Raw genomic sequence first — 26,443 nt, 5'->3', positions numbered from 1 at the left:
GCCATGCGGGCTCCGCGGGATGTCCCGGGCTCTCGCCGGGCCCCGGTCCTGGTGCCGTTCCGCTCTTTCCGCGTCCGCGTCCGAGCCCCGTCCCCGCGTCCGAGTCCCCGTCCCCGCGTCCGTCCGGGTTCCGCTCCTGATGCGCATCCAGGCATCGGCGGTACCTGGATGGGCGCTGTCCGCCCCCGCACACTGGACGCGTGGACAGACGAGAACTGGCGGCCTTCCTGCGCACCAGGCGCGAGCGCATCACCCCCGCGGACGTGGGGCTGCCCGCCGGGGTGCGCCGTCGCACGCCGGGGCTGCGCCGCGAGGAGGCGGCGAAGCTGGCGTTCATCTCGACGGAGTACTACACGCGGCTGGAGCAGGGCCGCGCCCCGCGCCCCTCGCGCGAGGTGCTGGCCGGGCTGGCCCGGGGCCTGCGCCTGTCGGACGCCGAGCGCGACCACCTCCATCACCTCGCGGGGGCCCCGCCCGGTCCCCCGCCGGGGCCGTCGCGCGAGGTACGCCAGAGCATCCTCGACCTGCTGCACCGGCTGCCGCGCGCCGCCGCGATCGTGACGTCCGCGACGTACGAGGTGATCGCCTGGAACGATCTGGCGGCCGCCCTCATGGAGGACTTCTCCGCGCTGCCGCGCCGTGACCGTAACCTCGTGCGCCGTGTCTTCCTCGGGCCGCACCCGAGTGGGGGGCGCCTGTACGGGCTGTCGGACGCGGAGGCCTTCACCCGCACCTCGGCCCGGCACCTGCGTGCCACCGCGGCACGCTATCCGGGTGATCCGGAGCTGACCCGGCTGGTGGACGACCTCCTTGCGGGCAGTGCGGAGTTCGTCCGTCTGTGGGCCTCGCACGACGTGTACGAACACGTCCCCCAGTGCAAGACGTTCCACCATCCGCTGGTCGGCCCTCTCACCGTCAACTGCGACATCCTGGACATCGCCGACCGGGACCAGCGGGTCGTGATCTACACCGCTGTCCCCGGGTCCCCGTCGGAGGAGGCGCTGCGCCTGCTGTCGGTCCTCGGTACGCAGCGCATGACCGTGTCCGGCTGAGCTCCCGGATCCCGGCGGGCGCACCCCCGCGTCCGTACCCCGTGCGCGCCCACGCCGCCCCCTGAGCGCCGGGATCGCCGGGCAGTGGCAGGTCTCACAGGTGCCGGGGGCCGGGAGCGGTCCGCCCCGGCCTATTTAGATGTAACGTACATTTATATGAGTGAGGTACAGGCCTGGTGGAGTTCCCTACGGCGCAGCTTCGTGGCGGCGCTGAAGATCGAGCGCGTCCTCTCCGACCCGGTGGCGATCGCGCGCTCCCTCGCCGCCGTCGTCGCGGCGTCCGTCATCGGCTGGGTGATCGGAGACCCGCTGGCGTGGGCGATGATCAGCGTGGGCGCGTTCATCTGCGGCATCGGCACGCTCCTCGCCCCGATCAGGCACCGCGCCGTCAACGCGTTCGTCCTGGGCGCCGGATTCACGCTCGCCACTCTGGCCGGGGTCTACCTGCACCCCCTGGGCTGGTACTTCCTCATCCCGCTCGGCGTCATCGGCTACCTGGCCGGGCTCTGGCGCGCGTTCGGTGTCGCGCCCGGCATCCGTGCCTGCCTCGTCGCGATCGGCGTGATGATCACGGCCGATCTCACGCCCTCCACCCAGGCCGGACTGACCATGGCCGGCTGGATCGCGGTCGGCGCAGGGCTCGTCCTCGTCGCACAGCTGCTGCCGCCGTACGGGCGGCGGCTGCCCGCGCAGCGCAAGGCGGTGGCGGCCCTCTACCAGTCCCTCGCCACCTACGCACGCCTCAGCGCCGACCCCGCCGTCCGGCTGCCCTCCGCGCCCTTCACGGCTGCCCGGCGGGCGCTCGACCTGCTGCCGCGGTTCTCCCGTCCGGCGGCGGCACCGCTGTACGGGCTGCTCGCGGAGGCCGAGGGTCTGCGGCGCGCGCTGCTCGCCAGTGGGGACGGGGACGGCCTGCCGCGCGACGGGATCGGGTCCGTACTGGACGGCGTCGCGACGGCCCTCCTCACCGGCCGGGAGCAGGACGACGCAGCCGGACACGCCGCCGTCGCGAAGCGCGCCGGCCTCGTCGGGGACGAGCTGCCCGGCCGGCTCAAGGAGGCTTCGCGCCTCGCCGGCCACTGGCTTGGGGCGCGCGGTCCCGAAGGCCTCGACGAGGTGCTGAGCGCCTTTCCCGCCGTGCACCCCCTGCGGGCGGGCGCTCGGCTGCTCCGTGCCGAACTGCGTCCCGGCGCACCGCTGTTCCGGCACGCCATCCGGATCGCCTTCGGTACCGTCGCCGCTGAGGCGGCCGGGCGGGCGCTCGGCGACTTCTGGGGCAACGCCCTGCCGAACCACGGCTTCTGGGCCGCCCTCACCACCATGCTCGTCCTGTTCCCCGACTACGGACACACCTTCGCGCGCGGCTGGGGCCGGCCCATCGGCTCGATCCTCGGCGGCCTCGCCGCCTGGGCGGTGCTGCTGCCCGCCGGATGGACCCCAGGCGCCCTGGTGATCGGTTCGGTGGTGCTGGTCGCACTGGTCTATGTCACCCTGCGCGTCGGCCAGCTCGTGCTGAACTTCTTCATCACCGCCTGGATCGTCTTCCTGATCGCCCGGCTCGGCTCCGCCCCGCACCTCATCGCGTGGGGCCGCCCGGCGGACACCCTGCTCGGGGCGCTGATCGGCCTCGTCGTCTTCGTGGCCGTGCCGACCTACCACCACCACCGCCTGCACACGCTGCTCGCGGACTGGCTGCGGGTCCAGCAGCGCCTGCTGCCCTCGCTGGTGGCCGGATTCACGGACGTCGACGCGCTCGACCGTACGGAGACCGACGTGCTGCGCGGACAGGCGAGGGCGAGCCGCGAACGCGTCGAGGCGGCCGTCGCCAGCCTCGGCCACGAACCGCGCGCCCACCGCTCGCACTGGAGCGCGGACCGCCTGGCGTCGATCCAGGAGTCGGTCTACGAGGTGACGCGCTGCGCCGCCCTGCTCTACGACCGGCTGCCCCGCCACCAGGCCGAGGCCGTACCGGAGGCGGCGGAATGTGCCGCCGTGCTCGCCGACCACCTCGCGCGCCTCACGACGGCGGTCGCGGCGGGCGGCGCCCTGCCGGAGGGCGAACTCCGCGCGGCCTTCGACGCGGTGGCGTCCCGCAGCGGCCTCGCCGACCTCGCGGACGCCGCGTCCCCGGACGGTGTCTCGCACCCGCGGGGCCGTGCCCTGACACTCGGCCTGCGAACGGCGACGACGCTGGAGACCCTGAACAGGAACCTGATTCCCGAACCCGCGCCCCGCCACGGACCAGAGGGCGACGGCCCGGGCCACGGCGGACCGCGACACGGGGGTCCGGACCGCGGCGGACCGCGACACGGATCTCACGGAGGGCCGCGGTACGAGGGGACGGGGCACGCCGGCCGGCACGATCCCCGGCACGCGCGGCCGCACCAGCCGGCGCTCCACCGGGGCGGGCCTGCCGCACGGGCGGCGGACACCCCGGCGTCAGGGGCCTGACCCGCACCGGCGGGGGGTCCGGCAGGCTCGGCGGCTTTGCGCGCGGTACGGCTCCCGGCCGGGCCGGAAGCCCTCCCGCGCGGCTCAGTTCGCCGCGGTGTCCACCGAGGACCGCGCCGCCGCATCCCGAGCGGAGGCCCGGGCGGAGTCCGCAGCGGGCTCCGGGGTGGCCAGGTCCTTCGCGCCCTGGCCCGGCACCACCGTCCCGGCCGCCGCGGTCGCTCCCGTCGCCGCGACGCTCGTACCGGCGGCGACGCTCGTACCGGCCCCGGCCTGGGCTCCGGCATCCGCACCGGCATCCGTGCGGACCCGCTCGGGGCCCTCCGCGCTGCCGGTGCCGTACTTCGCCACGTACTCCCGCGCCTGCCGCAGCTCCTCGCCGTGCAGCGCCTCGCCCGCCGCCAGGACGCGGGGGAGCAGCCCGCGCTCCAGCGTGACCGCGCGGAAGGCCAGCTGCACCGTGACGTCATGCGCGGGGCGGTGGATCACCTCGATCGGGTCGCCGGAGCGCGCCGCTCCGGGCACGAGTACCCGCAGGTACGCGCCCGTCTCCGAGCGCCGCATGAACCGTGCGACCCAGCTCTCCTCGCCGAGCCAGCCCTGGAAGGTCCGGCAGGGGATACGACCGCTCGTGATCTCCAGGACCAGCTCGTCGCCGATCCGCCAGCGCTCGCCGATCTTCGCGTGGGTCAGGTCGATGCCGTAGGTGGTGAGGTTCTCGCCGAACGCCCCGTTGTCCAGCGGGCGGCCGATCTCCTGCTCCCACCGGTCGAGGTCCTCGCGCGCGAACGCGTACACCGCCTGGTCGCTCCCTCCGTGGTGACGCAGGTCGCACACCGTGTCGCCCGCGACGCCGCTGGCGCCGACGCCCTTCGGGCCGGGGTCCGAGATGAGGACCGGGCCCGTGACCGGGCGCTTGTCGATGCCCGTGACACCTCCGGCCGCGTCCGTGTACGCGACGGGCTTGGGCCGTCCCACGTTCACCGTCAGCAGTTTCATGACGGTCACGGTAGCGGCGCGGCCGCCGGAGTGTCCAAAGGTATGACCCGGATTTTGGCGGCAAGTGAAAGGGTGTCTTATGTTTCACGTACGCTGGAGGCGTGATCGAAGCACGCCACCTGCGCGTCCTGCGCGCCGTCGCCGCAACCGGTTCCTTCTCGGGCGCCGCCCGCGAACTCGGCTGTACGCAGCCCGCTGTCAGCCAGCAGATGAAGTCCCTGGAGACCTCGGCCGGTACGCGCCTGATCGTGCGCACGGGCAGGGAGACACGACTTACCCAGGCGGGCCAGGTCCTGGTGCGGCACGCGACGGGCATCCTCGCCGGGCTCACCGCGGCCGAGGAGGAGGTCGCCGCGATCGTCGGGCTGCGGGCGGGACGGGTGCGGCTCGTGTCGTTCCCGAGCGGCAGTTCCACGCTCGTGCCGGCCGCGCTCGCGGCACTGCGCGCCGCCCATCCGGGCACACGCGTCTCGCTGGTCGAGGCCGAGCCACCCCGTTCGGTCGGGATGCTGCGGGACGGGGACTGCGACGTGGCGCTCGCGTTCCGCTACGACGGGGCGGCCGGCGGACCGGGCGAGTGGGAGGACCTCGTCGTGCGTCCGCTGCTCGTGGACCGGCTCGTCGGGCTCGTCCCCGAGGGCCATCCGCTGGCCGACGCGGGTGAGGCCGCCCTGGCCGATCTGGCCGAGGAGTCCTGGATCGCGGGCTGTCCGCGCTGCCGTACCCAGCTGGTCGACGCCTGCGCGGGGGCGGGATTCACGCCCCGCATCGATTTCGCGACGGACGACTGCCCGGCCGTGATCGGCCTGGTCGCGGCGGGGCTGGGCGTGGCCATGCTGCCGGAACTCGCGCTCGCGCCGGTCCGTACGGACGGGGTCAGGAGGCTCGCGGTGACTCCGGCGGTCTCGCGGGAGGTGGTCGCGCTCACGCTGCCCGATCTGGCACGCGTACCTGCCGTGGCGGCCACGCTCGACGAGCTGGTGGCGGCCGCCGCGTTCTGACGCGGCCGGACCCCCGCGGCTGCCCGCAGGCCCCGTGGTCCGCCGGTCGTCCCCCGCGGATCCACGCGAGTCGCGCCGCGCGTTGTCCCCTGCCGCTCACGCGCGGCCCTCTTCCGGTGCGGCCGTGTCGTCGCGGCCGTGACGTGGTGCCGCCGTGCCGATGGCCGGCGCGACCGGCGCGGCCGTGGGCCGTTTGTCGTCGCGTTCTCGCGTGGACGTCGCTCACCCACGCGGGGGCGCGGCAGTGCAGGAACGTTTCTTCGTCAGGTCGGGACGGATCGCTGTCAATCGTCCGTCACACCGTCGGTGCCGCTGTGGGCTCCCGGCGCAGGGGCCGATGCCGAAGCCGGTACGAGCCGGGTGCGCGCCCGTCCCATCAGCTCCTCGCGCTCGTCCTCCGTCAGGCCGCCCCACACGCCGTACGGCTCCCGCACCGCCAGCGCGTGCGCCGCGCACTCCGCGCGGACCGGGCACCGCATGCACACCTCTTTCGCCGAGTTCTCGCGCGCGCTCCGTGCCGCACCCCTCTCGCCCTCCGGGTGGAAGAACAGTGAACTGTCCACACCGCGACAGGCCGCGAGGAGCTGCCAATCCCACAGATCCGCGTTGGGTCCGGGAAGGCGGGAGAAATCTGCCATTGCTCATGTCCCCTTGGTACCTGGACGGCATCAGATGCTCATGACGGTACTGACGGTACATCTCTTGTGTAAGTAGATGTAAATATGACTCTTTGCGAATCTAGCCTCAGACACCACCAGAAGCGAAGAAAAGCCACTAAATGGGGCATAGCTCTGTGTGAGGGGCCCGTAACTCTTTCGGGTGACCATCGTTGATGAGGTCAGGCGGTTGAGCGAAGGAGCGATCGGGCACATGTCCGAGAGTGTCAACCGCGCAGGTGACGACATGTACAGCCTGGAGGCTCAAGGTGACGCGCATCAGCTGCGGAGGCCGGTCATGACATCCGTGCTCGTCTGCGACGACTCCCCGCTTGCCCGAGAGGCGCTCCGCCGCGCGGTCGCGACCGTGCCCGGTGTCGAGCGCGTGACGACCGCGGCCAACGGCGAAGAGGTACTCCGCCGCTGGGGGGCCGACCGCTCGGACCTGATCCTGATGGACGTCCGCATGCCGGGGCTCGGGGGCGTGGAGACCGTGCGCCGACTGCTCTCGGCCGATCCGGGTGCCCGGATCATCATGCTGACGGTCGCGGAGGACCTGGACGGTGTGGCGCTCGCGGTCGCCGCCGGTGCCCGCGGCTATCTGCACAAGGACGCGTCCCGCGCCGAGCTGCGCGCGACCGTCACGCAGGCTCTCGCCGACCCGACCTGGCGGCTCGCCCCGCGGCGGCTGCGCTCGGCCGAGATGGGCGCCGCGCCCACGCTCACCGCGCGCGAGATCCAGGTGCTGGAAGGCATGAGCCATGGCAGGTCCAACGCGGAGATCGGCCGTGAGCTGTTCCTCTCCGAGGACACGGTCAAGACCCACGCGAGGCGCCTGTTCAAGAAGCTCGGGGCCTCCGACCGTGCGCACGCCGTGGCGCTCGGTTTCCGCTGGGGCCTGGTGCGCTGAGCGGCCGGTGCCCACCGCCCGCCGCTGCGATACGCGCGGCTTACCGCACGGAGGGTGCGCCGGCGGACTCGTTCCCGGTTCCGCCGGAGCCTCCCGTGCCGCGGAAGGCCCTCGCTGACCCGGTGCCCGGCCCGACGGCCCGCTGATCCGACGGCCCGCTGACCCGATGTCCCTTGATCCCGGCGATCCCCGTGACTCCCGTGGAAAAAGGGGGATCGCGTCCATCCGGCCCTCCGCATCCTCCCGGATTTCCTCGACATGCTCCGGGCCCGGATTCGCCTTGTGGTGAACTCCGACCCCGGGAGCTGCGGCTTTTCGCGGCCGGGGGCCCTGGAGAGCGGGGCGGCTCCGGCGCCGCGGCATCCGGGCGTACGCCCGTCGCATCTGTTTCCCGCGCGATGGCGCATCCTTGACTGTGTGAGGTTCCTCGGGAACCAGCCGGACGAGCGCGAGGGGAGGCCCCAGGGGATGAGTTCCGCCGCACCCGCTCATAACGCTTCGGTGCACAACGACAGACGCGGTGCCACGGATCCGAGCGTGTCAAGGCACCATGGACCGATGCGCGACGATGAGACGACGGTGATCGGTGCCCTCGTCCATCGGGCTGTGGACGGTGACGAACAGGCGACCCACGACCTGCTGGCGCACGTCCATCCGCTCGCGCTCCGGTACTGCCGCAGGCGGCTGAGCCGACTGCCGGGTGACGCCCGCCACTTCGTGGAGGACCTGGCGCAGGACGTGTGCGTGGCCGTGCTCATGGCGCTGCCGCGTTACCGCGACACGGGTAAGCCCTTCGAGGCGTTCGTCTTCGCCATCGCGGGACACAAGGTCGCGGACCTGCAGCGGGCCGCCATGCGCCACCCCGGCTCGACGGCGGTGCCGTCCGACGAGATGCCGGAACGCCCGGACGACTCCCTCGGCCCCGAGGAGCGGGCGCTGCTCAGCAGCGACGCCGAGTGGGCCAAGAAGCTGCTGGCCAACCTGCCCGACATGCAGCGTGAACTGCTCGTTCTGCGGGTCGCGGTGGGACTCACGGCGGAGGAGACGGGCCAGGTGCTGGGCATGTCCCCGGGCGCTGTTCGCGTCGCGCAGCACCGCGCGCTGAGCCGGCTCAGGGCGCTCGCCGAACAGTGACCCCGGCCGGACGCCCTCGTTCCGCGCTGTCCGCTGTCCGCTGTCCGCTGTCCGCTGTCCGCTGTCCGGTCTCCGGCTCCGCCGCTGCCCGGCGTTGGCGTACGTACCGGTGCGGCGCGGCAGGGGCGTGACACGCATCGGGGACGCGGCATGGGAGACATCCACCACTCCGGACGGCGTGCCCGGCGCCGGCCGCTGTGCCGGGCCCAAGGGGCAGCGGGGCAGGTGCGAGGCGGCAACCGCTCACCGTAGCCGGACGATGGCCCACGGTGGGAGCGTTCCGTACGGTTTCCCCAGGCGGAATCAGGCACCCCTCGAAGCCCGTTAGCATGGACATCCGCACCGATCAAGGCCATATGGGGAAGGTGTCATGACTGCATACGTCGACGGAGTGCCTGGGAAATTCGCGACGCTCGGGCTGACATACGACGACGTGCTGCTGCTGCCCGGGGCCTCTGAGGTGCTGCCGAACGAGGTGGACACGTCGTCCCTCGTCTCGCGCAACGTCCGGGTGAACATCCCCCTGCTGTCGGCTGCCATGGACAAGGTCACCGAGGCGCGCATGGCGATCGCGATGGCCCGTCAGGGCGGCGTCGGCGTGCTGCACCGCAATCTCTCCATCGCGGACCAGGCCAACCAGGTCGACCTGGTGAAGCGGTCCGAGTCCGGGATGGTCACCGACCCGATCACGGTGCGGCCGGACGCGACGCTCGGCGAGGCCGACGAGCTGTGTGCCAAGTTCCGCATCAGCGGTGTGCCGGTCACGGACGTGAGCGGCAAGCTGCTCGGCATCGTCACCAACAGGGACATGGCCTTCGAGTCGGACCGCCGCCGCCAGGTGCGCGAGGTCATGACGCCGATGCCGCTGGTCACGGGCCAGGTCGGCATCTCCGGTGTGGACGCGATGGCGCTCCTGCACCGTCACAAGATCGAGAAGCTTCCCCTCGTCGACGGCGAGGGCGTGCTCAAGGGCCTGATCACGGTCAAGGACTTCGTGAAGGCCGAGAAGTACCCCCACGCGGCGAAGGACGCCGAGGGCCGGCTACTCGTGGGCGCGGCCGTGGGCGCGAGCCAGGAGGCCCTGGACCGCGCGCAGGCGCTCGCCGAGGCGGGTGTCGACTTCCTCGTGGTGGACACCTCGCACGGCCACAACAGCAACGCGCTGAGCTGGATGTCCAAGATCAAGTCGAGCGTCTCCGTGGACGTCATCGGCGGCAACGTCGCGACCGCCGACGGCGCGAAGGCACTGCTCGACGCCGGGGTGGACGGCGTCAAGGTGGGCGTCGGCCCCGGTTCCATCTGCACCACGCGCGTGGTCGCGGGCATCGGCGTCCCGCAGGTCACCGCGATCTACGAGGCGGCGACGGTCTGCCTCGACGCGGGCGTCCCGGTCATCGGCGACGGCGGCCTCCAGTACTCGGGCGACATCGGCAAGGCGCTGGCCGCCGGTGCGAGCACCGTGATGCTGGGCAGCCTGCTCGCCGGCTGCGAGGAGTCGCCCGGCGAGCTCCAGTTCATCAACGGCAAGCAGTTCAAGTCGTACCGGGGCATGGGTTCGCTCGGCGCGATGCAGTCGCGCGGCCAGGGCCGTTCGTACTCGAAGGACCGCTACTTCCAGGCCGAGGTGTCCTCGGACGACAAGCTCGTCCCCGAGGGCATCGAGGGCCAGGTGCCCTACCGGGGTCCGCTCTCCGCGGTGCTGCACCAGCTCGTCGGCGGCCTGCGCCAGACGATGGGTTACGTGGGGGCCGCGTCCATCGACGAGATGGAGCGCAAGGGCCGCTTCGTCCGCATCACCGCGGCCGGCCTCAAGGAGAGCCACCCGCACGACATCCAGATGACCGTGGAAGCGCCGAACTACAGCTCACACTGAGGTTCGCGCGGTTCGCACCGGGACACCGGGGCGCAGGGGCGGTGACCGGGAATCCGGGCCCGCCCCTGCGCCGTGTCCGCAGCCGCTCCTCGGGGATACTTGGGGCGGCAGACGTAGAGGGAAAGGCCACAACGTGACTGAGATCGAGATCGGGCGCGGCAAGCGCGGGCGCAGGGCGTACGCGTTCGACGACATCGCCGTCGTCCCCAGCCGGCGCACGCGCGACCCGAAGGAGGTCTCGATCGCGTGGCAGATCGACGCCTACCGCTTCGAGCTGCCGTTCCTCGCCGCTCCCATGGACTCGGTGGTCTCTCCGGAGACCGCCATCCGCATCGGTGAGTTCGGCGGCCTCGGCGTGCTCAACCTCGAAGGGCTGTGGACCCGGTACGAGGACCCGCAGCCGCTGCTGGACGAGATCGCGGGTCTTGAGGAGTCCACGGCGAACCGCCGTCTCCAGGAGATCTACGCGGCTCCCATCAAGGAGGAGCTGATCGGGCAGCGCATCAAGGAGGTGCGTGACTCGGGTGTGGTCACCGCCGCCGCGCTCTCGCCGCAGCGCACCGCGCAGTTCTCCAAGGCCGTGGTCGACGCGGGCGTGGACATCTTCGTGATCCGTGGGACGACGGTCTCCGCCGAGCACGTGTCGGGCGCGGCCGAGCCCCTCAACCTCAAGCAGTTCATCTACGAGCTGGACGTGCCGGTCATCGTCGGCGGCTGCGCCACCTACACGGCGGCGCTGCACCTGATGCGTACGGGCGCGGCCGGGGTCCTCGTCGGTTTCGGCGGCGGCGCCGCGCACACCACCCGCAACGTGCTGGGCATCCAGGTGCCGATGGCGACCGCCGTCGCCGACGTGGCCGCGGCCCGCCGGGACTACATGGACGAGTCCGGCGGCCGGTACGTGCACGTGATCGCGGACGGCGGGGTCGGCTGGTCCGGCGACCTGCCGAAGGCGATCGCCTGCGGCGCCGACTCGGTGATGATCGGCTCGCCGCTCGCGCGCACCTCGGACGCGCCCGGCAAGGGCCGCCACTGGGGCATGGAGGCCGTCCACGAGGACGTGCCGCGGGGCAAGCTCGTCGACCTCGGCATGGTCGGCACCACGGAGGAGGTCCTCACGGGTCCTTCCCGCTTCCCCGACGGTTCGATGAACTTCTTCGGCGCCCTGCGCCGCGCCATGGCGACGACCGGCTACAGCGAGCTCAAGGAGTTCCAGCGGGTCGAGGTCACGGTGGCGGACGCGCAGCACAAGCGCTGAGCCAGGCGTACGCGAGGCGGCGGGGCGGCACCGGATGACCGGGTGCCGCCCCGCCGCTGTCGTCCCTGGGCCGTCCCGCTGCCCCGCCGGTTCCGGTGCGGGCAGCGGGACGGCCGCTCCTGTCGCCCTGCCGAGAGCGAGGCGGCGGACTCCGGGGAAGCTCCGCCCCGCCGGCGGCACGCGGTCGACCCGGCTCAGAGCCGGTGGGCGGCCCCCGCGGGGCTCGCGCCCCGGGTGTCCAGCAGCAGTTGCGCCTTGACCGCGAGGCCCTGCAGGTCATAGGTGCGGTGGTGCTGGAGCAGCACCGTCAGGTCGGCGTCCGCCGCCGCCTCGTACAGCGATTCCGCCCGGGGCAGGGGCAGCCCGCGTACGCCCCACTCCGCGACGTACGGGTCGTGGTAGCTGACGGTCGCGCCCAGGTCCATCAGCCGGCCGGCGATCTCGGTGGCGGGTGACGCCTCCTGGTCGGCGAGGTCCTGCTTGTACGTGACGCCGAGCAGCAGGACCCGCGCGCCCCGGGCCGATTTGCCGTGCTCGTTGAGGAGGGTGGCGCAGCGCTGGATCACGTACTGCGGCATCCGGCCGTTGATCTCCTGTGCGAGGCCGACCATCCGCAGCGGGTGGGGGTGGCCGGGCGCGCGCCCGGTGTGCGGGAGGTAACCGGGGTCGATCGGCAGGCCGTGCCCGCCGACGCCGGGGCCTGGCCGGAACGCCTGGAAGCCGAAGGGTTTGGTCTCCGCGCAGCGGATGACGTCCCACAGGTCGACGCCCAGGTCGTGGCAGAGGATCGCCATCTCGTTGACGAGTGCGATGTTGACGTGCCGGAAGTTCGTCTCCAGCAGTTTGACCGTCTCGGCCTCCCGGGGGCCGCGCGCGCGGACCACCTTCTCGGTGAGGCGGCCGTAGAAGGCGGCGGCGGACTCGGTGCAGGCCGGGGTGAGACCGCCGATGACCTTGGGCGTGTTGGCGATGCCGTGGGTGCGGCTGCCGGGGTCGAGCCGGCCGGGGGAGTACGCGAGGTGGAAGTCGCGGCCCGCGCGCAGCCCGGACCCCTCCTCCAGGAGGTCGCGCAGGAAGCCTTCCGTGGTGCCGGGCGCCACGGGTGACTCCAGCAGTACGGTCGTGTGCGGGCGCAACCGCGCGGCCAGGGCGCGGGCGGCCTCGCCCACGGCGCTCAGGTCGGGCGTACGGTCGGCGCCGAGCGGCGCGGGAGCGCAGATGACGGCTGTGCGGACGCGGCCGAGTTCGGCCGGATCGGTGGTGGGGCGGAAGCCGCCGGACAGCATGCGGCGCGCCTCGGCCGCGGTCAGGGCCCCCTCGGCGGGCGTGTGTCCTGCGGTGAGTTGTGCGACCGGACGCGGGTCGGTGTCGAACCCGACGGTGGCGATCCCGGCGGACACGGCGGCGCGTGCGAGCGGCAGGCCGAGGTGGCCGAGTCCGACGACGGCGAGGTCTGCGGGCATGGCGGCGGCCGTCCTTCCCTGTTCGGAGTGGACTGTGGACGCCCGCCGGGATGCGGGCGTCGGGCGGGGCCTGGCGCGCACGCGTGGTGCGCGCCCTGCACGGCGGCCCCGACGCACGCAGCGATCGGACGCGCTGTCAGACTAGGCGTAAATATGACCGATATGCCGCATTGTGGGATCTTGCAAGTCGGCGTGTTGTCGCAGGTGGGGCGGGTCACGTCGGGGGTGCGGGGGCGGCGAGCGTGCCGTGCGTCGTGCGCGGCATTCGGGCGGGTACGAGGGCGCGCCGGGACCGGCTCAGGTCTTTGCCGCCGTACCGGGTGCCGGCCGGGCGCCGCGTTCCGGGTGCGGGGCCGGGGGGCGGAGCGGGGCGGTGGGGACGGGGGTTGCCGACGGGGCGGGTGCGCCCGGCACATGCCCCCGCCCCCGCACGGGCGAGCCGGAGCCTGCGCTACCTTTCAGACCCGGGGGGACCCGGGGCCGCCGCGTGGGGGACAATGGAGCCTCTGCCAGGGCGCGTTACGGGAATCGCAGAGGGGACGCATGTCGGAGGCTGAGCAGCCGCGGGGCGCGGCGCGGGACCGCCAACGGGACGAACCCCAACGGGACGCATCCCAGCGGGAAGAGGCGAAGACACCGAAGCCGGACACCGAGGAGGCCAAGGAGGCCCGGCTGCTGGCCGGGCGCTACCGGCTCAACGGCGTCCTCGGGCGCGGCGGCATGGGCACCGTCTGGCGCGCCCTGGACGAAATGCTCGGCCGTACGGTCGCGGTGAAGGAGCTTCGGTTCCCCACCAGCATCGACGAGGACGAGAAGCGCCGGCTCATCACGCGGACCCTGCGCGAGGCGAAGGCCATCGCGCGTATCCGCAACAACGGGGCGGTCACCGTCTTCGACGTGGTGGACGAGGACGACCGGCCCTGGATCGTGATGGAACTCATCGAGGGCAAGTCCCTCGCCGAGGTCATCCGCGAGGACGGCACGCTCACCCCGCGCCGCGCCGCCGAGGTCGGTCTCGCCGTCCTCGACGTGCTCCGGCAGGCCCACGACCAGGGCATCCTGCACCGTGACGTGAAGCCGTCCAACGTCCTGATCGCCGAGGAAGGCCGGGTCGTCCTGACCGACTTCGGCATCGCGCAGGTCGAGGGCGACCCTTCGGTCACCTCCACCGGGATGCTCGTCGGCGCCCCCTCGTACATCTCGCCGGAGCGCGCCCGCGGCCACAAGCCGGGGCCCGCGGCCGACCTCTGGTCGCTCGGCGGCCTGCTGTACGCGGCGGTCGAGGGCACCCCGCCGTACGACAAGGGCTCCGCCATCGCGACGCTCACCGCCGTGATGACCGAGTCCGTGGATCCGCCGAAGCACGCGGGCCCGTTGGAGGAGGTCATCTACGGCCTGCTCGCGAAGGACCCCGAGCAGCGCCTCGACGACGCCCGCACGCGCGCCCTGCTGCAGCGGATCGTCGACGCGCCGGACAAGCCGGAGCGGAAGGCCGAGCCGGTCGCCGACGGGGAGTCGACGCGTGCCGTCCCGGTGATCACGCTCCCCGAGGCGCCGCCCGCGCCCGTCGCGTCCCGGCCGAAGCCGGCGGGGGCGCGGCCGTCCAAGCCGTCGAAGCCCGCCAGGTCCACCCGGTCGAGCGCCGCGGCGAAGCCGGCCCCGGCGCCGGTGGCCGCCGGGTCGGCCACGCGTGGCACGGCCGCGATGGCGTCCGTCGCCGCGTCACCTCCGGCGGCGGCCCCGGCCAGGACGCTCCCGCCGCGCGCGCCGCTGTCCGACGTGGTCCCGCGCCGGACCATGGTGATCATTGCCGGTGTGGCCGCGCTGGTGGTGATAGGCATCGTGCTCGCTCTCGTCCTCAGCGGCGGGGACGACGACAAGCCCCAGGGTCAGGGCACGCCGCGGCAGCCGGCTTCCGCCGGGGCGAAGGCCGGCGGTTCCCCGGGCGGCACCGCGCGGACCGGCGGGGAGCGCTCGGCGTCCCCGTCGTCGCCCGGCGGCAGCCCGTCGGCCGGCGATACGTCCCCGTCCGGCTCCGCCTCGGCCGGCGGGAGTCGTGCGAGCGCGGGTGCCGCGGGCGGCGGATCGTCGCTTCCGGCGGGCTATGCCACCGTCACCGACCGGCAGTTCCGGTTCTCCATGGCCATGCCGAAGGGCTTTCACAAGACGGGCACGGCCGGTCAGAGCTCGGGCGGGATATTCAGCGCGAACGGCGGATTCCCGCGCATCCAGGTCGACTTCACCGGTAGCCCCACAGCCAATGCCCTCGTCGCCTGGACGCAGCTGGAGCCGGCGGTGCGCGGCAGCAGCAGCCACTACAAGCTCGTCGGTATCAAGAAGGCCGACTACAAGGGTTATCCGACGGTCGCCGACTGGCAGTTCGAGCGGGAGCAGAGCGGGCAGCGGGTCACGGTCCTCGACCGCGGCTTCCGCATCGACTCCAAGCACGGCTATTCGATAATGATCAGTTGTCCGTCCAGTGGGTGGAACAGCAAGGAGTGCACGACGCTCCGCGACACCGCGTTCGACACGTTCAAGCCGACGATGTAGACGGTTCCGGCCATACGATCTTTGCCCATTGTCACGGAAGGTGATCCTCCACAACCTGTTGCCGTGACGGGCGGCGCGTTCGCGCGCAGACACGTATGGTGAGAGGTCGCGGACCGTACGCAGTCGCAAGAGGCCAGAAAGCGACCGGACTTGACGCTTCACCAGAGCGGCGAGGACCGGCCGGGCCTACGGGGTGTGGGGAGGCATGGTGGAGGAGTACGCGGGACGGGTGCTGGCCGACCGCTATCGCCTGCCGTTGCCGCCCGCCGACGCGTACGACGTCGTCGAGACGCGTGCCTTCGACACGTACAGCGGCCAGGAGGTCCTGGTCCGGCAGGTGCCGCTGCCGGAGGTCGTGGAGGCGGAGGTCGTCGGCCCAGACGGCAGCGCCGTGCCGTACCCGGCGGCGAGCGGACAGCAGGCGGCACGCGGCCCCGCGGACCCCGCCGTGCGCCGGGCCATCGAGGCGGCGCAGAGCGCGGCGCAGGTCCCCGACCACCCCCGGCTCGACCAGGTCTTCGACGTCTTCGCCGAGGCCGGGTCGCTGTGGATAGTGAGCGAACTGGTCGCGGCGCGCCCGCTCGCCGCGCTGATCGCCGAGCGCCCGCTCAACCCGTACCGGGCCGCCGAGATCGCGTCGGACGTGCTCACCGCCGTCCGCGTGCTGCACGGCCACGGCTGGGTCCACCGCAACATCACCGTCCGTACGGTGCTGGTCTGCGACGACGGCCGTGTCGTGCTCACCGGCCTGGCCGCCGGGGCCGCCGAGGAGGCCCTGTGCGGCTACGCGCCGGCCCCCCCGCTCGCAGCCCCCGGACAGCTCGCCGGGCAGCCGGAGACGCGGGGCGTTCCCGATGTACGCCAGGTACCGGCCCTGTCCCCGCAGGACCAGGGACGCGTGCCGGGCCTGGAGCAGGATCCGCGGGGCCGGGAGCGGCCGGAGGCGACGCAGTACCCCGAGTTCACCCCGCCGCCCCCGCAGGCCCCCGGGTACGAGCTGCCCAGCGCGCCCTACGAGCCGTACGAGACGTATGCGCCGCCGTACGAAGCGCCCGGCCCCGATCCGTTCCCGAGTGGCGCTCCGGCGGCGGCCGCCGGGCCCTCCACCGCTGGTGTGCCCGCCCCGCAGGGGCACGCGGCGTTCGGCGGCGAGAGCCCGTACGGCGCCTCCTCCGGTACGTCGGGCGCGCTGCCCAGGGCGCCGCGTCAGCAGAGCACGCCGGGTGTTCCCGCGCCCTACGGCGGACCCAACGCGCAGCCCGCGCTGCCCTCGGCCAACAGTGCCTCCGAGGCGGTCCGGGCCGCGCGCGCGGGCGCCATCGCCGCGTACCGCGCGGGCGCCCGGGCCGCCGCGCGCGCCTCCGAGGAGGAGCAGGCGCACGGTCCTGCGGCGCGCGCGCAGGAGTACGAGGAGGCTTCCCGCCGGTCCGGGCCCGAGGCCGGAGAGTACGAGCAGCCGCCGCGACAGCTCGGGGAAACCGGGGAGGTGGCGTCTCAGGACCCGTCCGGCCAGGGCGGGCGGGGCGCGGAACCCGCCCCGCCCGGACAGCGCGAACCCGCCGGGCAGGAGCCGATCGGGCAGCCACCGGCGGGTCAGGGCCCGGCGGGCGAAGCACCCGCGGTACCCCCGACGGGCGGGCAGGGGCCCGGCCCCGAATGGTGGAGCCAACCGCCGACCGGGTTCGGCGACGCCGAAGGCGACCCCGAGGCCGAGTCGGACGACGACGATCCGCAGCTGCCGTACCGCCCGCGCCTCGCCGGTACCTGGCGCGACGGCCCCGCCCCCTGGAACGACTCCGCGGGGAACGTGCCGGCGGGCGGTGGCGGCGAGCGCCCCCGCACCCCGGCCCTCCCCGCCGGGTTCACGCCCGCGAACAGCGGCCGCAACGACGCCCTGCGCGCCGATGCCCAGCGCTCCGGGCACGGCCAGGACCAGGAGCGGCCGGGTCAGCGTCCCGCGCTGCCCGCGGCCGCCGGATCAGCTGCCGTCGGCTGGGGCGAGCCCGTCCCGGCCGGAGCCGTCGCGGTCCGCCACGGCGGGGGACCGGCCACGCCCCTCGCCGCCGAACGGGCGCGCCAGGCCAGGATCGCCGTCGTCGGCGCCGTCACCGAGCGCTGGTCGCCCGAGCAGGCGGGACCCGTCCACGAGAACTGGCAGCTCGCGGCGCCGATCGGACCCGCCACGGACCTCTGGGCGCTGGGCGCGCTGCTCTACCGGGCGGTGCAGGGGTATGCCCCGTATCCCGAGGACAGCGCGGTCGAACTGGTGCAGCTCGTCTGCTCGGAGCCGCCCGCCTTCGCCGAGGAGTGCGGCCCGCTGCGGCCCGTCGTGGAGTCACTGCTGCGGCAGGATCCGATGGAGCGGCCCGACTTCGAGGAACTGCGGGGCTGGCTGCGGTCGCTCGTACGCTCCGCGCCCGAGCCGGACGCGGGGCAGGACCTGGTGTCCGTGCCGACCGTCGACGGCAGACTGCCCATCAAGCGCCGCAAGGGCGAGCTGGTCCGCAAGCGCCGCTTCTGGGGGCGGGGGAAGGCGGCCGGGGCCGACCGCGACGCCACCAAGCACCGCCACAAGCGCGGCCGGGACGGCTTCGACGCCATCGCCGGCCGGGCCGGTGACGTCGGTCCGTACGCGTACGCCGAGCAGGCGCCGGTACGGGAGCGGACCCTCGACGCCCCGCTGCCCGGCGGGGGGAGCGGTCCGGCCGGCTCCGCGCCGTCCTGGGCCGAGGACACCGCGCGGGCGGCCCCGTACGCGCCCCCGTACGACGGTGGGGGCGCGGCCGGTTTCGACTCCACGGCGGGCACGCCCGACCCCGGGCACGAGCGCGACCTGAGCGCCGACCTCTTCGGGCACGCCGGCAGCGAACCGCGCGAGGGCCCCGGGCGCCGTCCCAAGGCGGGCAAGGCCCGCAAGGAGGGCCGGGGGGCCCGGCAGCCCGCTCAGCGGCAGGCGTCCCGGCGGCCGAGGTCGCTGGGCCGCACGCTCCTGGTCCTGATCCTGCTGGTGCTCGTCGGGGCCATCGTCTACGCGGTGATGTTCCTGCCGAAGTCGGGCGACACCCAGGGGCAGAGCGTGCGGGAGGTCCCGCCCGGTTCGTCCGCCGCCCCGGCGCCTTCGGGCTCCGGGGGATCGGCCCCGGCGTCCGCGGCATCCGGTGGCACCCCGGCGGCCACGGGCAGCGCGCCCGCCGGGAGCGGGAACGCGGGCGCGTCCACCGCGCCGACCGTCGCCGCGGGCTCCGGCACGCACCTCGCGAAGGGGTACGTGCTGCGCAAGGACCCCGAGGGCTTCCAGATCGCGGTGCGGCAGGACTGGCAGCGCCGCGCGATGAACGACAGCGGCCAGGTCCGTTACGTGAGCGGGGACTTCAGCCTGATCGTCGTCCCGGGCCGGGACACGGTGAAGGCCGACGGCGGCGATCCGCTCGTCTACCAGAGCGACAAGGAGCCCGAGCTCCAGCCGTTCCGCGCCTCGACCTGGGCGAGCGCCTCCGGTCTGCGCCGCATCGACGTGGGCCAACAGGCCATGGCCGAGGGCCAGTACACCTGGCAGGACAGCAACGGCCGCACGGTGTACGTCCGGAACCTCGCCATGATCATCGGCGGCAGGTACCACGTCGTCCAGGTGATCGGCCCGGACAGCCAGCGCGACGAGGTCAGCGAGATCTACCAGCAGGCGACCGCCTCGTACAAGACCACACGCTGACACGGCTGCTGACGGTCCGTGGACCAATCGCGGCCGTGCGCGTCACAGTGCTGTCTCATGCGGTCCCGGTGTTCCGCACCGTCAGGGATCCTCCGTAACCTGTGGTGGCGCGACGAACAGGGCGGGGGAAGTGGACGATTCACAGAGCACGGGCGCCGGAGTACTCCTCGCCGGCCGCTACCGCCTCACCGAAGCCATAGGCCGCGGCGGTATGGGCCGGGTGTGGCGGGCCCAGGACGAACTGCTGCACCGTACGGTCGCGGTCAAGGAACTGACCGCGGGCCTGTACGCGACGGAGGCCGACCGTGAGGTGCTGCACGGGCGCACCCGCACGGAGGCGCGGGCCGCGGCCCGGATCAGCCATCCGAACGTCGTCACCGTCCACGACGTGCTGGAGCACGACGGCAGACCCTGGATCGTCATGCAGTACGTGGACGGCCGCTCGCTGTCCGACGTCGTCAAGGAGTCCGCGCCCGTCGAGGCACGCGAGGCAGCCAGGATCGGCCTGGCCGTGCTCGGCGCCCTGCGGGCCGCGCACGCGGCGGGGGTGCTGCACCGGGACGTCAAGCCCGCCAACGTGATGCTGGCGCGCGACGGGCAGGTGCTGCTCGCCGACTTCGGGATAGCAGCCGTCGAGGGCGACACGTCCGTCACCAGGACCGGTGAGCTCATCGGCTCCGTCGAGTACCTGGCGCCGGAACGGGTACGGGGTGAGGCCCCGGGCCCCGCCGGTGACCTCTGGTCGCTGGGCGCCACGCTGTACACGGCCGTTCAGGGGATTTCGCCGTACCACCGGGACAGCGCGCTCTCCACGCTGCAAGCGGTGATCGTCGACGACGTGCCGTACCCCTCCGCGGCGGGTGAACTGGCTCCCGTCATCGTCGCGATGCTGCAGAAGGACGCCGGGCTACGGCCCGACGCGGACGCGTGCGCGCGCCTGCTGACCGAGGTGGCGGAGGGCCGGCAGGCGGACACCACCGCGTACCCGACCGGCGGTCTCACCCTGCCGGTCTCCTCGTACGGCATACCCAGGGGGCCCGGCCCGCAGGCCCCTCACCAGAGTTCCCCCCACCAGCCGGATCCGTACGGGCAGGATCCGTACGGGCAGGGCCCCTCGCCTCGGGCCGGGCAGGCGGAGACCCACGCACGGCACGCGGGCACCCTCGGTCCGGCCGCAGGCCGGGGCCCGGCCGGTCCCGACGGGCAGATGGGGGCGGGACCGTACGGCGCCACCGGCGGCTACGGGGGACCGGGACCGCACGGGCGGCCCGTTGACGGCGCGCCCGCCCAGGCGGCCACCCGGGCCGGCACCGGCGCGGGCCGCAGGACGTCCCGGGGCCGTGCGGTCGTCCTCGCCGTCCTCGCGGCGGTCGTCATCGGTGGCGGGGTCGGCTACGGGGTCACGCAGTTCGGCGGTGAGAGCGGCGGTTCCGCCGCCCGGGGGCAGTCGGGCGGGTCGACGGCGGACCCGGCGACCCGGGGCTCCGGTGACACGGACTCCGCTGCCTCCGGCGGCGGTTCCGCACCGGACGGCGGCTCCTCGCCCGGGCAGGTCACCCCGTCCGACGGAGCGGGCGCCCCGGACGCCCAGAGCGTGCCGAAGGGCTGGCAGCGCGTCGACGCGCCCGAGGGGTTCAGCCTCTGGCTGCCCAAGGGGTACGTGCGCGTGCCGGGCGTGGGGACCATCGACTACAGCCCGGACGACGACCAGCACTTCGTCCGGATCAGCATCGACACGCAGCCCGACTTCCCGAGCCCGCTGGACCACCTCGACAACCTGGAGGCCTCGGGCGGCAAGGTCGGCACCCTGCCGGACTACCACCGCGTCACGCTGGGCCCCGACACCTACCGGGACCAGAAGCAGGCCGCCCGCTGGGAGTTCACCTGGACGCAGGCGGCGAGCCAGGGTGTACCGGGACCGCGTACGGCTGTCGATCTGATGTACGTGGACGACGACACGGGCGCGGAGTACGCGCTGTACATGTCGGGGCCCACGGCGGACTGGAGCGACGCGCGGTTCTCCACCGTCCTGCGCGGCTGGCAGCCACCGGCGGATCCCGGCGCGTGAGCCGCGCACCAGCGGCTCCCGGCGAGGGGGACGGGCGCCGAAGGAACCGGCGTCCGGAGGTCCGGATCACGGGTCCGCGCACGGGTCGCCGCGATTCGTGCCAGCGATCACTGGCGGCTTTGTGATCGGGGGGTGAAGAAGGTTACCGCCGGGTACCCAAAGGGGGCGTCGCGGAATACGCTCGCCGCATGACGGACTCAGAGTCGACGAAGTCAGCGGCGTCCGCCGAGCGGACCGCGGACGTACCGGACGTCCCTCCGGCGCAGGCGGCAGCGGATGCCCCGGCCGGGACCCGGGCGGCGGATGCCCTGGCGGGCACGGCCACCGATGACGAGGTCACCGGGAGCGGCACGACCGGCGCCGGGACGGCCGCACCCGAGCCCGCAGAGGCCGCAACCGCCCCGGGCACCAACCCGGTGGCGCGGCCCACCGTCGCCGCCCGTGCCGCGTCCGACGTGGTCACCCCCGAACTGGTGGCCCGGCTCGCGAGGGGGGTCGTCGGCTCAGGACGGACCGTGAGCCACACCCCGTACACGGGGGAGGTGCTGGCGGAACTGCCCGCCTCCACGCCTGAGGACGTCGCGACGGCCTTCGAACGCGCCCGTGCGGCGCAGCCGGCCTGGGCGGCCCTGCCCGTGCGGCGGCGCGCCGCCGTCCTGCTGCGCTTCCACGACCTGCTGCTCGACCGGCAGACCGAGGTGCTCGACCTGATCCAGCTGGAGACCGGCAAGGCCAGGGCGCACGCGCACGAAGAGGTCCAGGGCCTCGCCGTGGAGGCCCGGCACTACGGGCGCGCCGCGCACACCTACCTCAGGCCCCGCCACCGCACCGGCGTCGTACCCACGCTGACCAAGGTCACGGAGTTGCGGCAGCCGAAGGGCGTCGTCGGCCAGATCGTGCCGTGGAACTACCCGCTCGAACTCTCCGTCGGGGACGCGCTGCCCGCCTTCGTCTCCGGCAACGCAGTCGTGATGAAGCCGGACTCCGAGACCGCGCTGACCGCGCTGTGGGCCCGCGAACTGCTGATCGAGGCCGGGATGCCGGCGGAGGTCCTCCAGGTGGTCCTGGGCGAGGGCCCGGTCGTCGGGCCCGAGGTCGTGCGGCACGCGGACTACGTGTCGTTCACCGGATCGACCCGTACCGGCCGTGAGGTCGCGCGCGGCGCGGCGGAGCGTCTCGTCGGGGTGTCGCTGGAGCTGGGCGGCAAGAACGCGATGCTCGTCCTCGCCGACGCCGACGTCGAGAAGGCGGCGGCGGGCGCGGTCCGGGCGTGCTTCTCGTCGGCCGGTCAACTGTGCGTCTCCATCGAGCGGTTGTACGTCCACGAGTCGGTGGCGGACGCCTTCGTGGAGCGGTTCGTCGCCCGGACGAAGGCGATGCGCCTCGGCTCCGCGCTCGCGTTCGGCGCCGACATGGGCTCCCTCGTCGGCGAACGCCAGCTGCACACGGTCAGCGCGCACGTCGAGGAGGCCGTCGCCAAGGGCGCCACGGTCCTCGCCGGCGGCACCGCGCGCCCCGACATCGGCCCCTACTTCTACGAACCGACGATCCTCGACGGGGTCGAGGCGCCGATGGCGGTCTGCGCGGACGAGACGTTCGGACCGGTCGTGTCGGTCTACCGCTTCCGCGACGACGAGGACGCGCTCGCCCGCGCCAACGAGGGAGCCTACGGCCTCAACGCCAGTGTCTGGACCAGGAGCGCCCGGCGCGGCCAGGACGTGGCCCGGCGGCTGCGCACCGGCACGGTCAACATCAACGAGGGGTACGCGGCGGCCTACGGCAGCGTCCGCGCGCCCATGGGCGGCATGAAGGACTCGGGGCTCGGCCGGCGCCACGGCGCCGACGGGATCCACAAGTTCACCGAGGTCCAGACGGTGGCGCGACAGCGCCTGATGCCGCTCGCCCCGTCGTTCGGCATGGACGACGAGGCCTACGCGCAGTTCATGAGCCGGAGCCTGCGGGCGATGAAGGCGCTGCGCCTGCGCTGAGCGCGGCGCGCCGCCCGAGCGTGGCGCGCCCGCCCGCCGTGATGCCGAGAGGGAGGCCGGAAGTTTGCCCACGGAACAGTTCCCCGAGGACGAGTCCCCAGCGGAGGAGTCCGCCACACGCGAGGCGGCCGGCCGGAAGTCCGCCGGACGCGAGCCGGGCCCCCGGCAGGGATCTCCCGCCGGGCGGTCGAAGCGGGACGCACGTACGGGCGGCAGCGGTGAAGGCGCCGGTCCCGACCCCGGGGACCTCGACTACGACGTCGTCGTGGTCGGCTCCGGGTTCGGCGGTTCGGTGGCCGCGCTGCGGCTGACGGAGAAGGGCTACCGGGTGGCGGTCCTCGAAGCGGGCCGCCGCTTCACCCGCGACACCCTGCCCAGGAACTCCTGGGACGTGAAGAACTACCTGTGGGCACCGGCGCTCGGCCTGTACGGGATCCAGCGCGTGCACCTGCTGGGGAACGTGATGGTGCTGGCGGGCGCGGGGGTCGGTGGCGGTTCGCTCAACTACGCCAACACCCTCTACGTGCCGCCGCCCGCCTTCTTCGCGGACCCGCAGTGGGCGTCGATCACCGACTGGCACCAGGAACTTGCCCCGTACTACGACCAGGCGCGGCGGATGCTCGGGGTGCGCACCAACCCGACGATGACCCCCTCCGACGTGCACCTGAAGGCGGCTGCCGAGGCGATGGGCGTGGGCGACACGTTCCGGCTCGCCCCGGTGGGCGTGTTCTTCGGCGACGGCCGGGACGGTGACGCGGACAGCACGGCCGTTTCCGGCGGCCCCGGCGCGACGGCCGGTGCGGACGGCACGGACAGCACGGCCGGAGGGGGCGCGCGGAGCCCCGGCGAGGCGGCGAAGTCGGTCGCGCCGGGCGCCCGCGTCCAGGACCCCTACTTCGGCGGCGTCGGCCCCGAGCGCAACGCCTGCACCGAGTGCGGCGAGTGCATGACGGGCTGCCGGCACGGCGCGAAGAACATGGTCACCGAGAACTACCTGTACCTCGCGGAACGGGCGGGCGCCGTCATCCACCCCATGACGACCGTCGCCGCCGTGACCGAGCACGAGGACGGCGGCCACCGCGTCGTCACCGTCCCCACCGACGCCCGGCGCCGCAGCGGCAAGTACCGCACCCTCAGGGCGCGGTACGTGGTGATCGCGGCGGGCACGTACGGCACCCAGACCCTGCTGCACACGATGCGGGACCGGGGACTGCTGCCCCGGCTGTCCCCGCGGCTCGGCGAGCTGACCCGGACGAACTCCGAGGCCCTGGTGGGCGCGCAGACCGACGACCGCCGCTACCGCGAGCGGCACGGCGCCGAGCGCGCCGACTTCACGCGGGGCGTGGCGATCACCTCGTCCATCTACCCGGACGAGCACACGCACGTGGAACCGGTCCGCTACGGCAGGGGCTCCAACGCGATGGGCGCGCTGTCCATCCTCCAGGTCCCGCACAGCGACCACCGGGTACGGGCCTGGCTCGGCCACGCGGCCCGGCACCCCGCGCTGATGCTGCGGTCGCTGTCCAACCACCGCTGGTCCGAGAAGACGATCATCGGGCTGGTCATGCAGTCCCTGGACAACTCCCTGACCACGTACCGCAAGCCGAGCGGGCCGGGCAAGGGCCTGCTGACCGCGCGCCAGGGGCGCGGGGAACCCAACCCGAAGCAGATCCCCGAGGCGTCCCGCGCGGCGTCGCTCATCGCGGAGGAGATCAACGGCTTCCCGGGCAGCAACGTGGGCGAGTTGATGGGCACCCCCCTGACCGCGCACTTCCTGGGCGGCTGCCCGATCGGCGCCTCGGCGCAGGAGGGCGTGATCGATCCGTACCACCGCATCCACGGCCATCCAGGGATCTCGGTGGTCGACGGTTCCGCCGTCTCCGCGAACCTGGGCGTCAACCCGGCGCTGACGATCACCGCGCAGGCGGAGCGTGCGATGTCGCTCTGGCCGAACAAGGGCGACGCCGACGAACGGCCCGTGCAGGGCGAGGCGTACGCGAGGCTGCGGGCGGTGGAGCCGAAGTCGCCGGTCGTGCCGGCGGAGGCGTTCGGCGCGCTGCGGCTGCCGTTCGTGGAGATGCCGAAGGTCCCGAAGGCGACGCGTGGGAACGGGACGAAGGAGGCCGGGGCCGAAGACGCGACCCGCACGACCGGGCCGGGGGCCGGGGCCGGCGACGGCTGATCCGGCGGCGCCCCGCACGACACCGACGGGGACGCTGCACCCCCCTCCGAGAGCAGCGTCCCCTTCATCGGGTCAACGCATAAGAGACCTGTGACCCGCGTAGATGGTTGTCACGTGGATCCCAGGAAGTTGATGTGAGCTGCGTCACTATGACCGTCACACTCCCGGGGCGTGCGGGACGGAGGGGAACCCGGGGCGGTCCGCTCCGGCCGGGCCCGCCGCGCGCGAGGCGGCGGCGACCGGGTGCGCCGTGGCCGCGAACGGCCTCACGTACGGGACGCGGTGACGCATGGGGTGCAAGGGGCGGACGAGAGGGACGGGACGCCGCGCCGGGACCGCGCGTCCTCGGACCGCACGGCGCGTCCTTGGGCAACCCTGAGAGCACTGGAGAAGCGCAGGTCCTGACCGGACAGAAACCGGCCGGTCCCGGGCGTCCCCGGAACCGGCCGGACCGGCTGACCGGGCCGCTGTCCCCTGCCGTCCGGTCACCGATGCCGGGGCGAGGTCCCACGGCGCACCTGCGGTACGCCACACACCCCGGCAGAGCCACGCGTGGTGATGCTGGTTACTGCTCGTACTGCTGACGCCCGCACCTGGCGGGCACGGACGCACGGTCCAACGACGTCCGGGCGGCCCCGGTCACGCGCCGTACGGGTGGGAGCCGCGCACGCGAGGTGCCCGAACGGGGATACGAGCGGGCTCCGGGGGCGGTCGCCACGGTCAGACCCGCCCGCGCGACAGCTCCAGCAGGGTCAGTGCGAGGGCGGCGCCCGGCTTGCCCAGGGCCCTGCTGTAGTTGGCCAGGATCTCGTTCTCGCGGCCGATGTTCACGCGCCGGCCGCCGGACTCGATGCGTGCCTTCTGGATGACCGAGGAGACTGCCATGCGTTCCTGGATGAGCCCGATGATGCGGTCGTCCAGTGCGTCGATGCGCTCACGTGCCCCCTCGATGGCCGTGGTGGCCTCGGGGGTACGGGCGCCGGTGTCGCTGCCGGCGGCGTTGGCCTTGGTCCTGGCGTTGCTGGTGATGGCCATGTGGGTGCTCCTCCGTGGGGTGCGTACGGCGCGGTGGTGGAGCCCCGGGGTGCGGGTCGGGCCCGGAAAGCGAAAGCGCCCCGGGACCGTGCCGGTCCGGGGCGCTTTCGGAAG

15 protein-coding genes and 1 pseudogene are annotated in these 26,443 nt (G+C 73.6%); 12 read left to right on the top strand and 4 right to left on the bottom strand.

Annotated elements, in window-relative coordinates; genetic code table 11:
- Positions 1–200 precede the first annotated feature (200 nt).
- Together OG310_RS13385 and OG310_RS13380 are read left to right on the top strand one after the other, a co-directional pair.
- Positions 201–1,052, top strand: coding sequence for a helix-turn-helix transcriptional regulator (locus OG310_RS13385; protein WP_329456113.1), 852 nt, complete (start codon positions 201–203; stop codon positions 1,050–1,052).
- A 156-nt stretch (positions 1,053–1,208) separates the two neighbouring features.
- On the top strand, positions 1,209–3,503 hold the full coding sequence (locus OG310_RS13380) for an FUSC family protein (RefSeq protein WP_329456112.1): 2,295 nt from the start codon (positions 1,209–1,211) through the stop codon (positions 3,501–3,503).
- A gap of 336 nt (positions 3,504–3,839) precedes the next feature.
- On the opposite strand, the pseudogene OG310_RS13375 reads toward OG310_RS13380, so the two are convergent.
- A pseudogene (locus tag OG310_RS13375) lies at positions 3,840–4,502 on the bottom strand (MOSC domain-containing protein); the annotation flags it as partial.
- A 101-nt stretch (positions 4,503–4,603) separates the two neighbouring features.
- On the opposite strand from OG310_RS13375, the gene OG310_RS13370 reads away from it, so the two are divergent.
- Positions 4,604–5,503: a LysR family transcriptional regulator gene (locus OG310_RS13370; RefSeq protein WP_329456111.1), complete on the top strand. Its 900-nt coding sequence runs from the start codon at positions 4,604–4,606 to the stop codon at positions 5,501–5,503.
- 284 nt (positions 5,504–5,787) lie between these two features.
- Here the strand turns inward: OG310_RS13370 and OG310_RS13365 are convergent, their stop codons facing one another.
- The gene (locus OG310_RS13365; protein WP_329456109.1) at positions 5,788–6,141 is read right to left on the bottom strand and encodes a WhiB family transcriptional regulator; all 354 of its coding nucleotides are present in this window, start codon (positions 6,139–6,141) and stop codon (positions 5,788–5,790) included.
- Between the two features lie 316 nt (positions 6,142–6,457).
- Between OG310_RS13365 and OG310_RS13360 the strand changes: the two genes are divergently transcribed.
- From OG310_RS13360 to OG310_RS13345, 4 genes are all read left to right on the top strand, one after another.
- Positions 6,458–7,069: a response regulator transcription factor gene (locus OG310_RS13360; protein ID WP_003948568.1), complete on the top strand. Its 612-nt coding sequence runs from the start codon at positions 6,458–6,460 to the stop codon at positions 7,067–7,069.
- Positions 7,070–7,627: 558 nt separating this feature from the next.
- Positions 7,628–8,203, top strand: coding sequence for a sigma-70 family RNA polymerase sigma factor (locus tag OG310_RS13355; RefSeq protein ID WP_329456108.1), 576 nt, complete (start codon positions 7,628–7,630; stop codon positions 8,201–8,203).
- A 370-nt stretch (positions 8,204–8,573) separates the two neighbouring features.
- Positions 8,574–10,076: an IMP dehydrogenase gene (gene guaB / locus OG310_RS13350; RefSeq protein WP_329456107.1), complete on the top strand. Its 1,503-nt coding sequence runs from the start codon at positions 8,574–8,576 to the stop codon at positions 10,074–10,076.
- Positions 10,077–10,209: 133 nt separating this feature from the next.
- A complete protein-coding gene (locus tag OG310_RS13345) occupies positions 10,210–11,334 on the top strand; it encodes a GuaB3 family IMP dehydrogenase-related protein (protein ID WP_329456106.1) in 1,125 nt (374 codons plus the stop codon).
- Between the two features lie 194 nt (positions 11,335–11,528).
- Here the strand turns inward: OG310_RS13345 and OG310_RS13340 are convergent, their stop codons facing one another.
- Entirely contained in the window at positions 11,529–12,797 is a 1,269-nt protein-coding gene (locus tag OG310_RS13340) for a nucleotide sugar dehydrogenase (protein ID WP_329456105.1), read from the bottom strand.
- A gap of 543 nt (positions 12,798–13,340) precedes the next feature.
- Here OG310_RS13340 and OG310_RS13335 point away from each other — a divergent pair.
- The 5 genes from OG310_RS13335 (at position 13,341) to OG310_RS13315 (ending at position 25,294) form a co-directional block, all read left to right on the top strand.
- Complete coding sequence (locus OG310_RS13335) at positions 13,341–15,347, top strand: serine/threonine-protein kinase (protein ID WP_329456104.1); 2,007 nt, start codon at positions 13,341–13,343, stop codon at positions 15,345–15,347.
- Between the two features lie 205 nt (positions 15,348–15,552).
- On the top strand, positions 15,553–19,056 hold the full coding sequence (locus tag OG310_RS13330; RefSeq protein WP_443078631.1) for a protein kinase: 3,504 nt from the start codon (positions 15,553–15,555) through the stop codon (positions 19,054–19,056).
- Positions 19,057–19,186: 130 nt separating this feature from the next.
- Positions 19,187–21,124 (top strand): serine/threonine-protein kinase, encoded by a 1,938-nt coding sequence (locus OG310_RS13325; protein WP_329456103.1) that lies wholly within the window; start codon positions 19,187–19,189, stop codon positions 21,122–21,124.
- A gap of 188 nt (positions 21,125–21,312) precedes the next feature.
- Positions 21,313–23,112, top strand: coding sequence for a succinic semialdehyde dehydrogenase (locus tag OG310_RS13320; protein WP_329456102.1), 1,800 nt, complete (start codon positions 21,313–21,315; stop codon positions 23,110–23,112).
- Between the two features lie 265 nt (positions 23,113–23,377).
- Positions 23,378–25,294 carry a GMC family oxidoreductase gene (locus OG310_RS13315; RefSeq protein WP_329460163.1) on the top strand — a complete coding sequence of 639 codons (1,917 nt, stop codon included), beginning with the start codon at positions 23,378–23,380 and terminating at the stop codon, positions 25,292–25,294.
- A gap of 720 nt (positions 25,295–26,014) precedes the next feature.
- Here OG310_RS13315 and OG310_RS13310 read toward each other — a convergent pair.
- Entirely contained in the window at positions 26,015–26,329 is a 315-nt protein-coding gene (locus tag OG310_RS13310; RefSeq protein ID WP_329456101.1) for a chorismate mutase, read from the bottom strand.
- Between the last annotated feature and the right edge of the window lie 114 nt (positions 26,330–26,443).

It is taken from the genome of Streptomyces sp. NBC_01497 (assembly GCF_036250695.1).
GTDB lineage: Bacteria > Actinomycetota > Actinomycetes > Streptomycetales > Streptomycetaceae > Streptomyces.
This window is presented reverse-complemented; position numbering and strand designations above follow the sequence as displayed.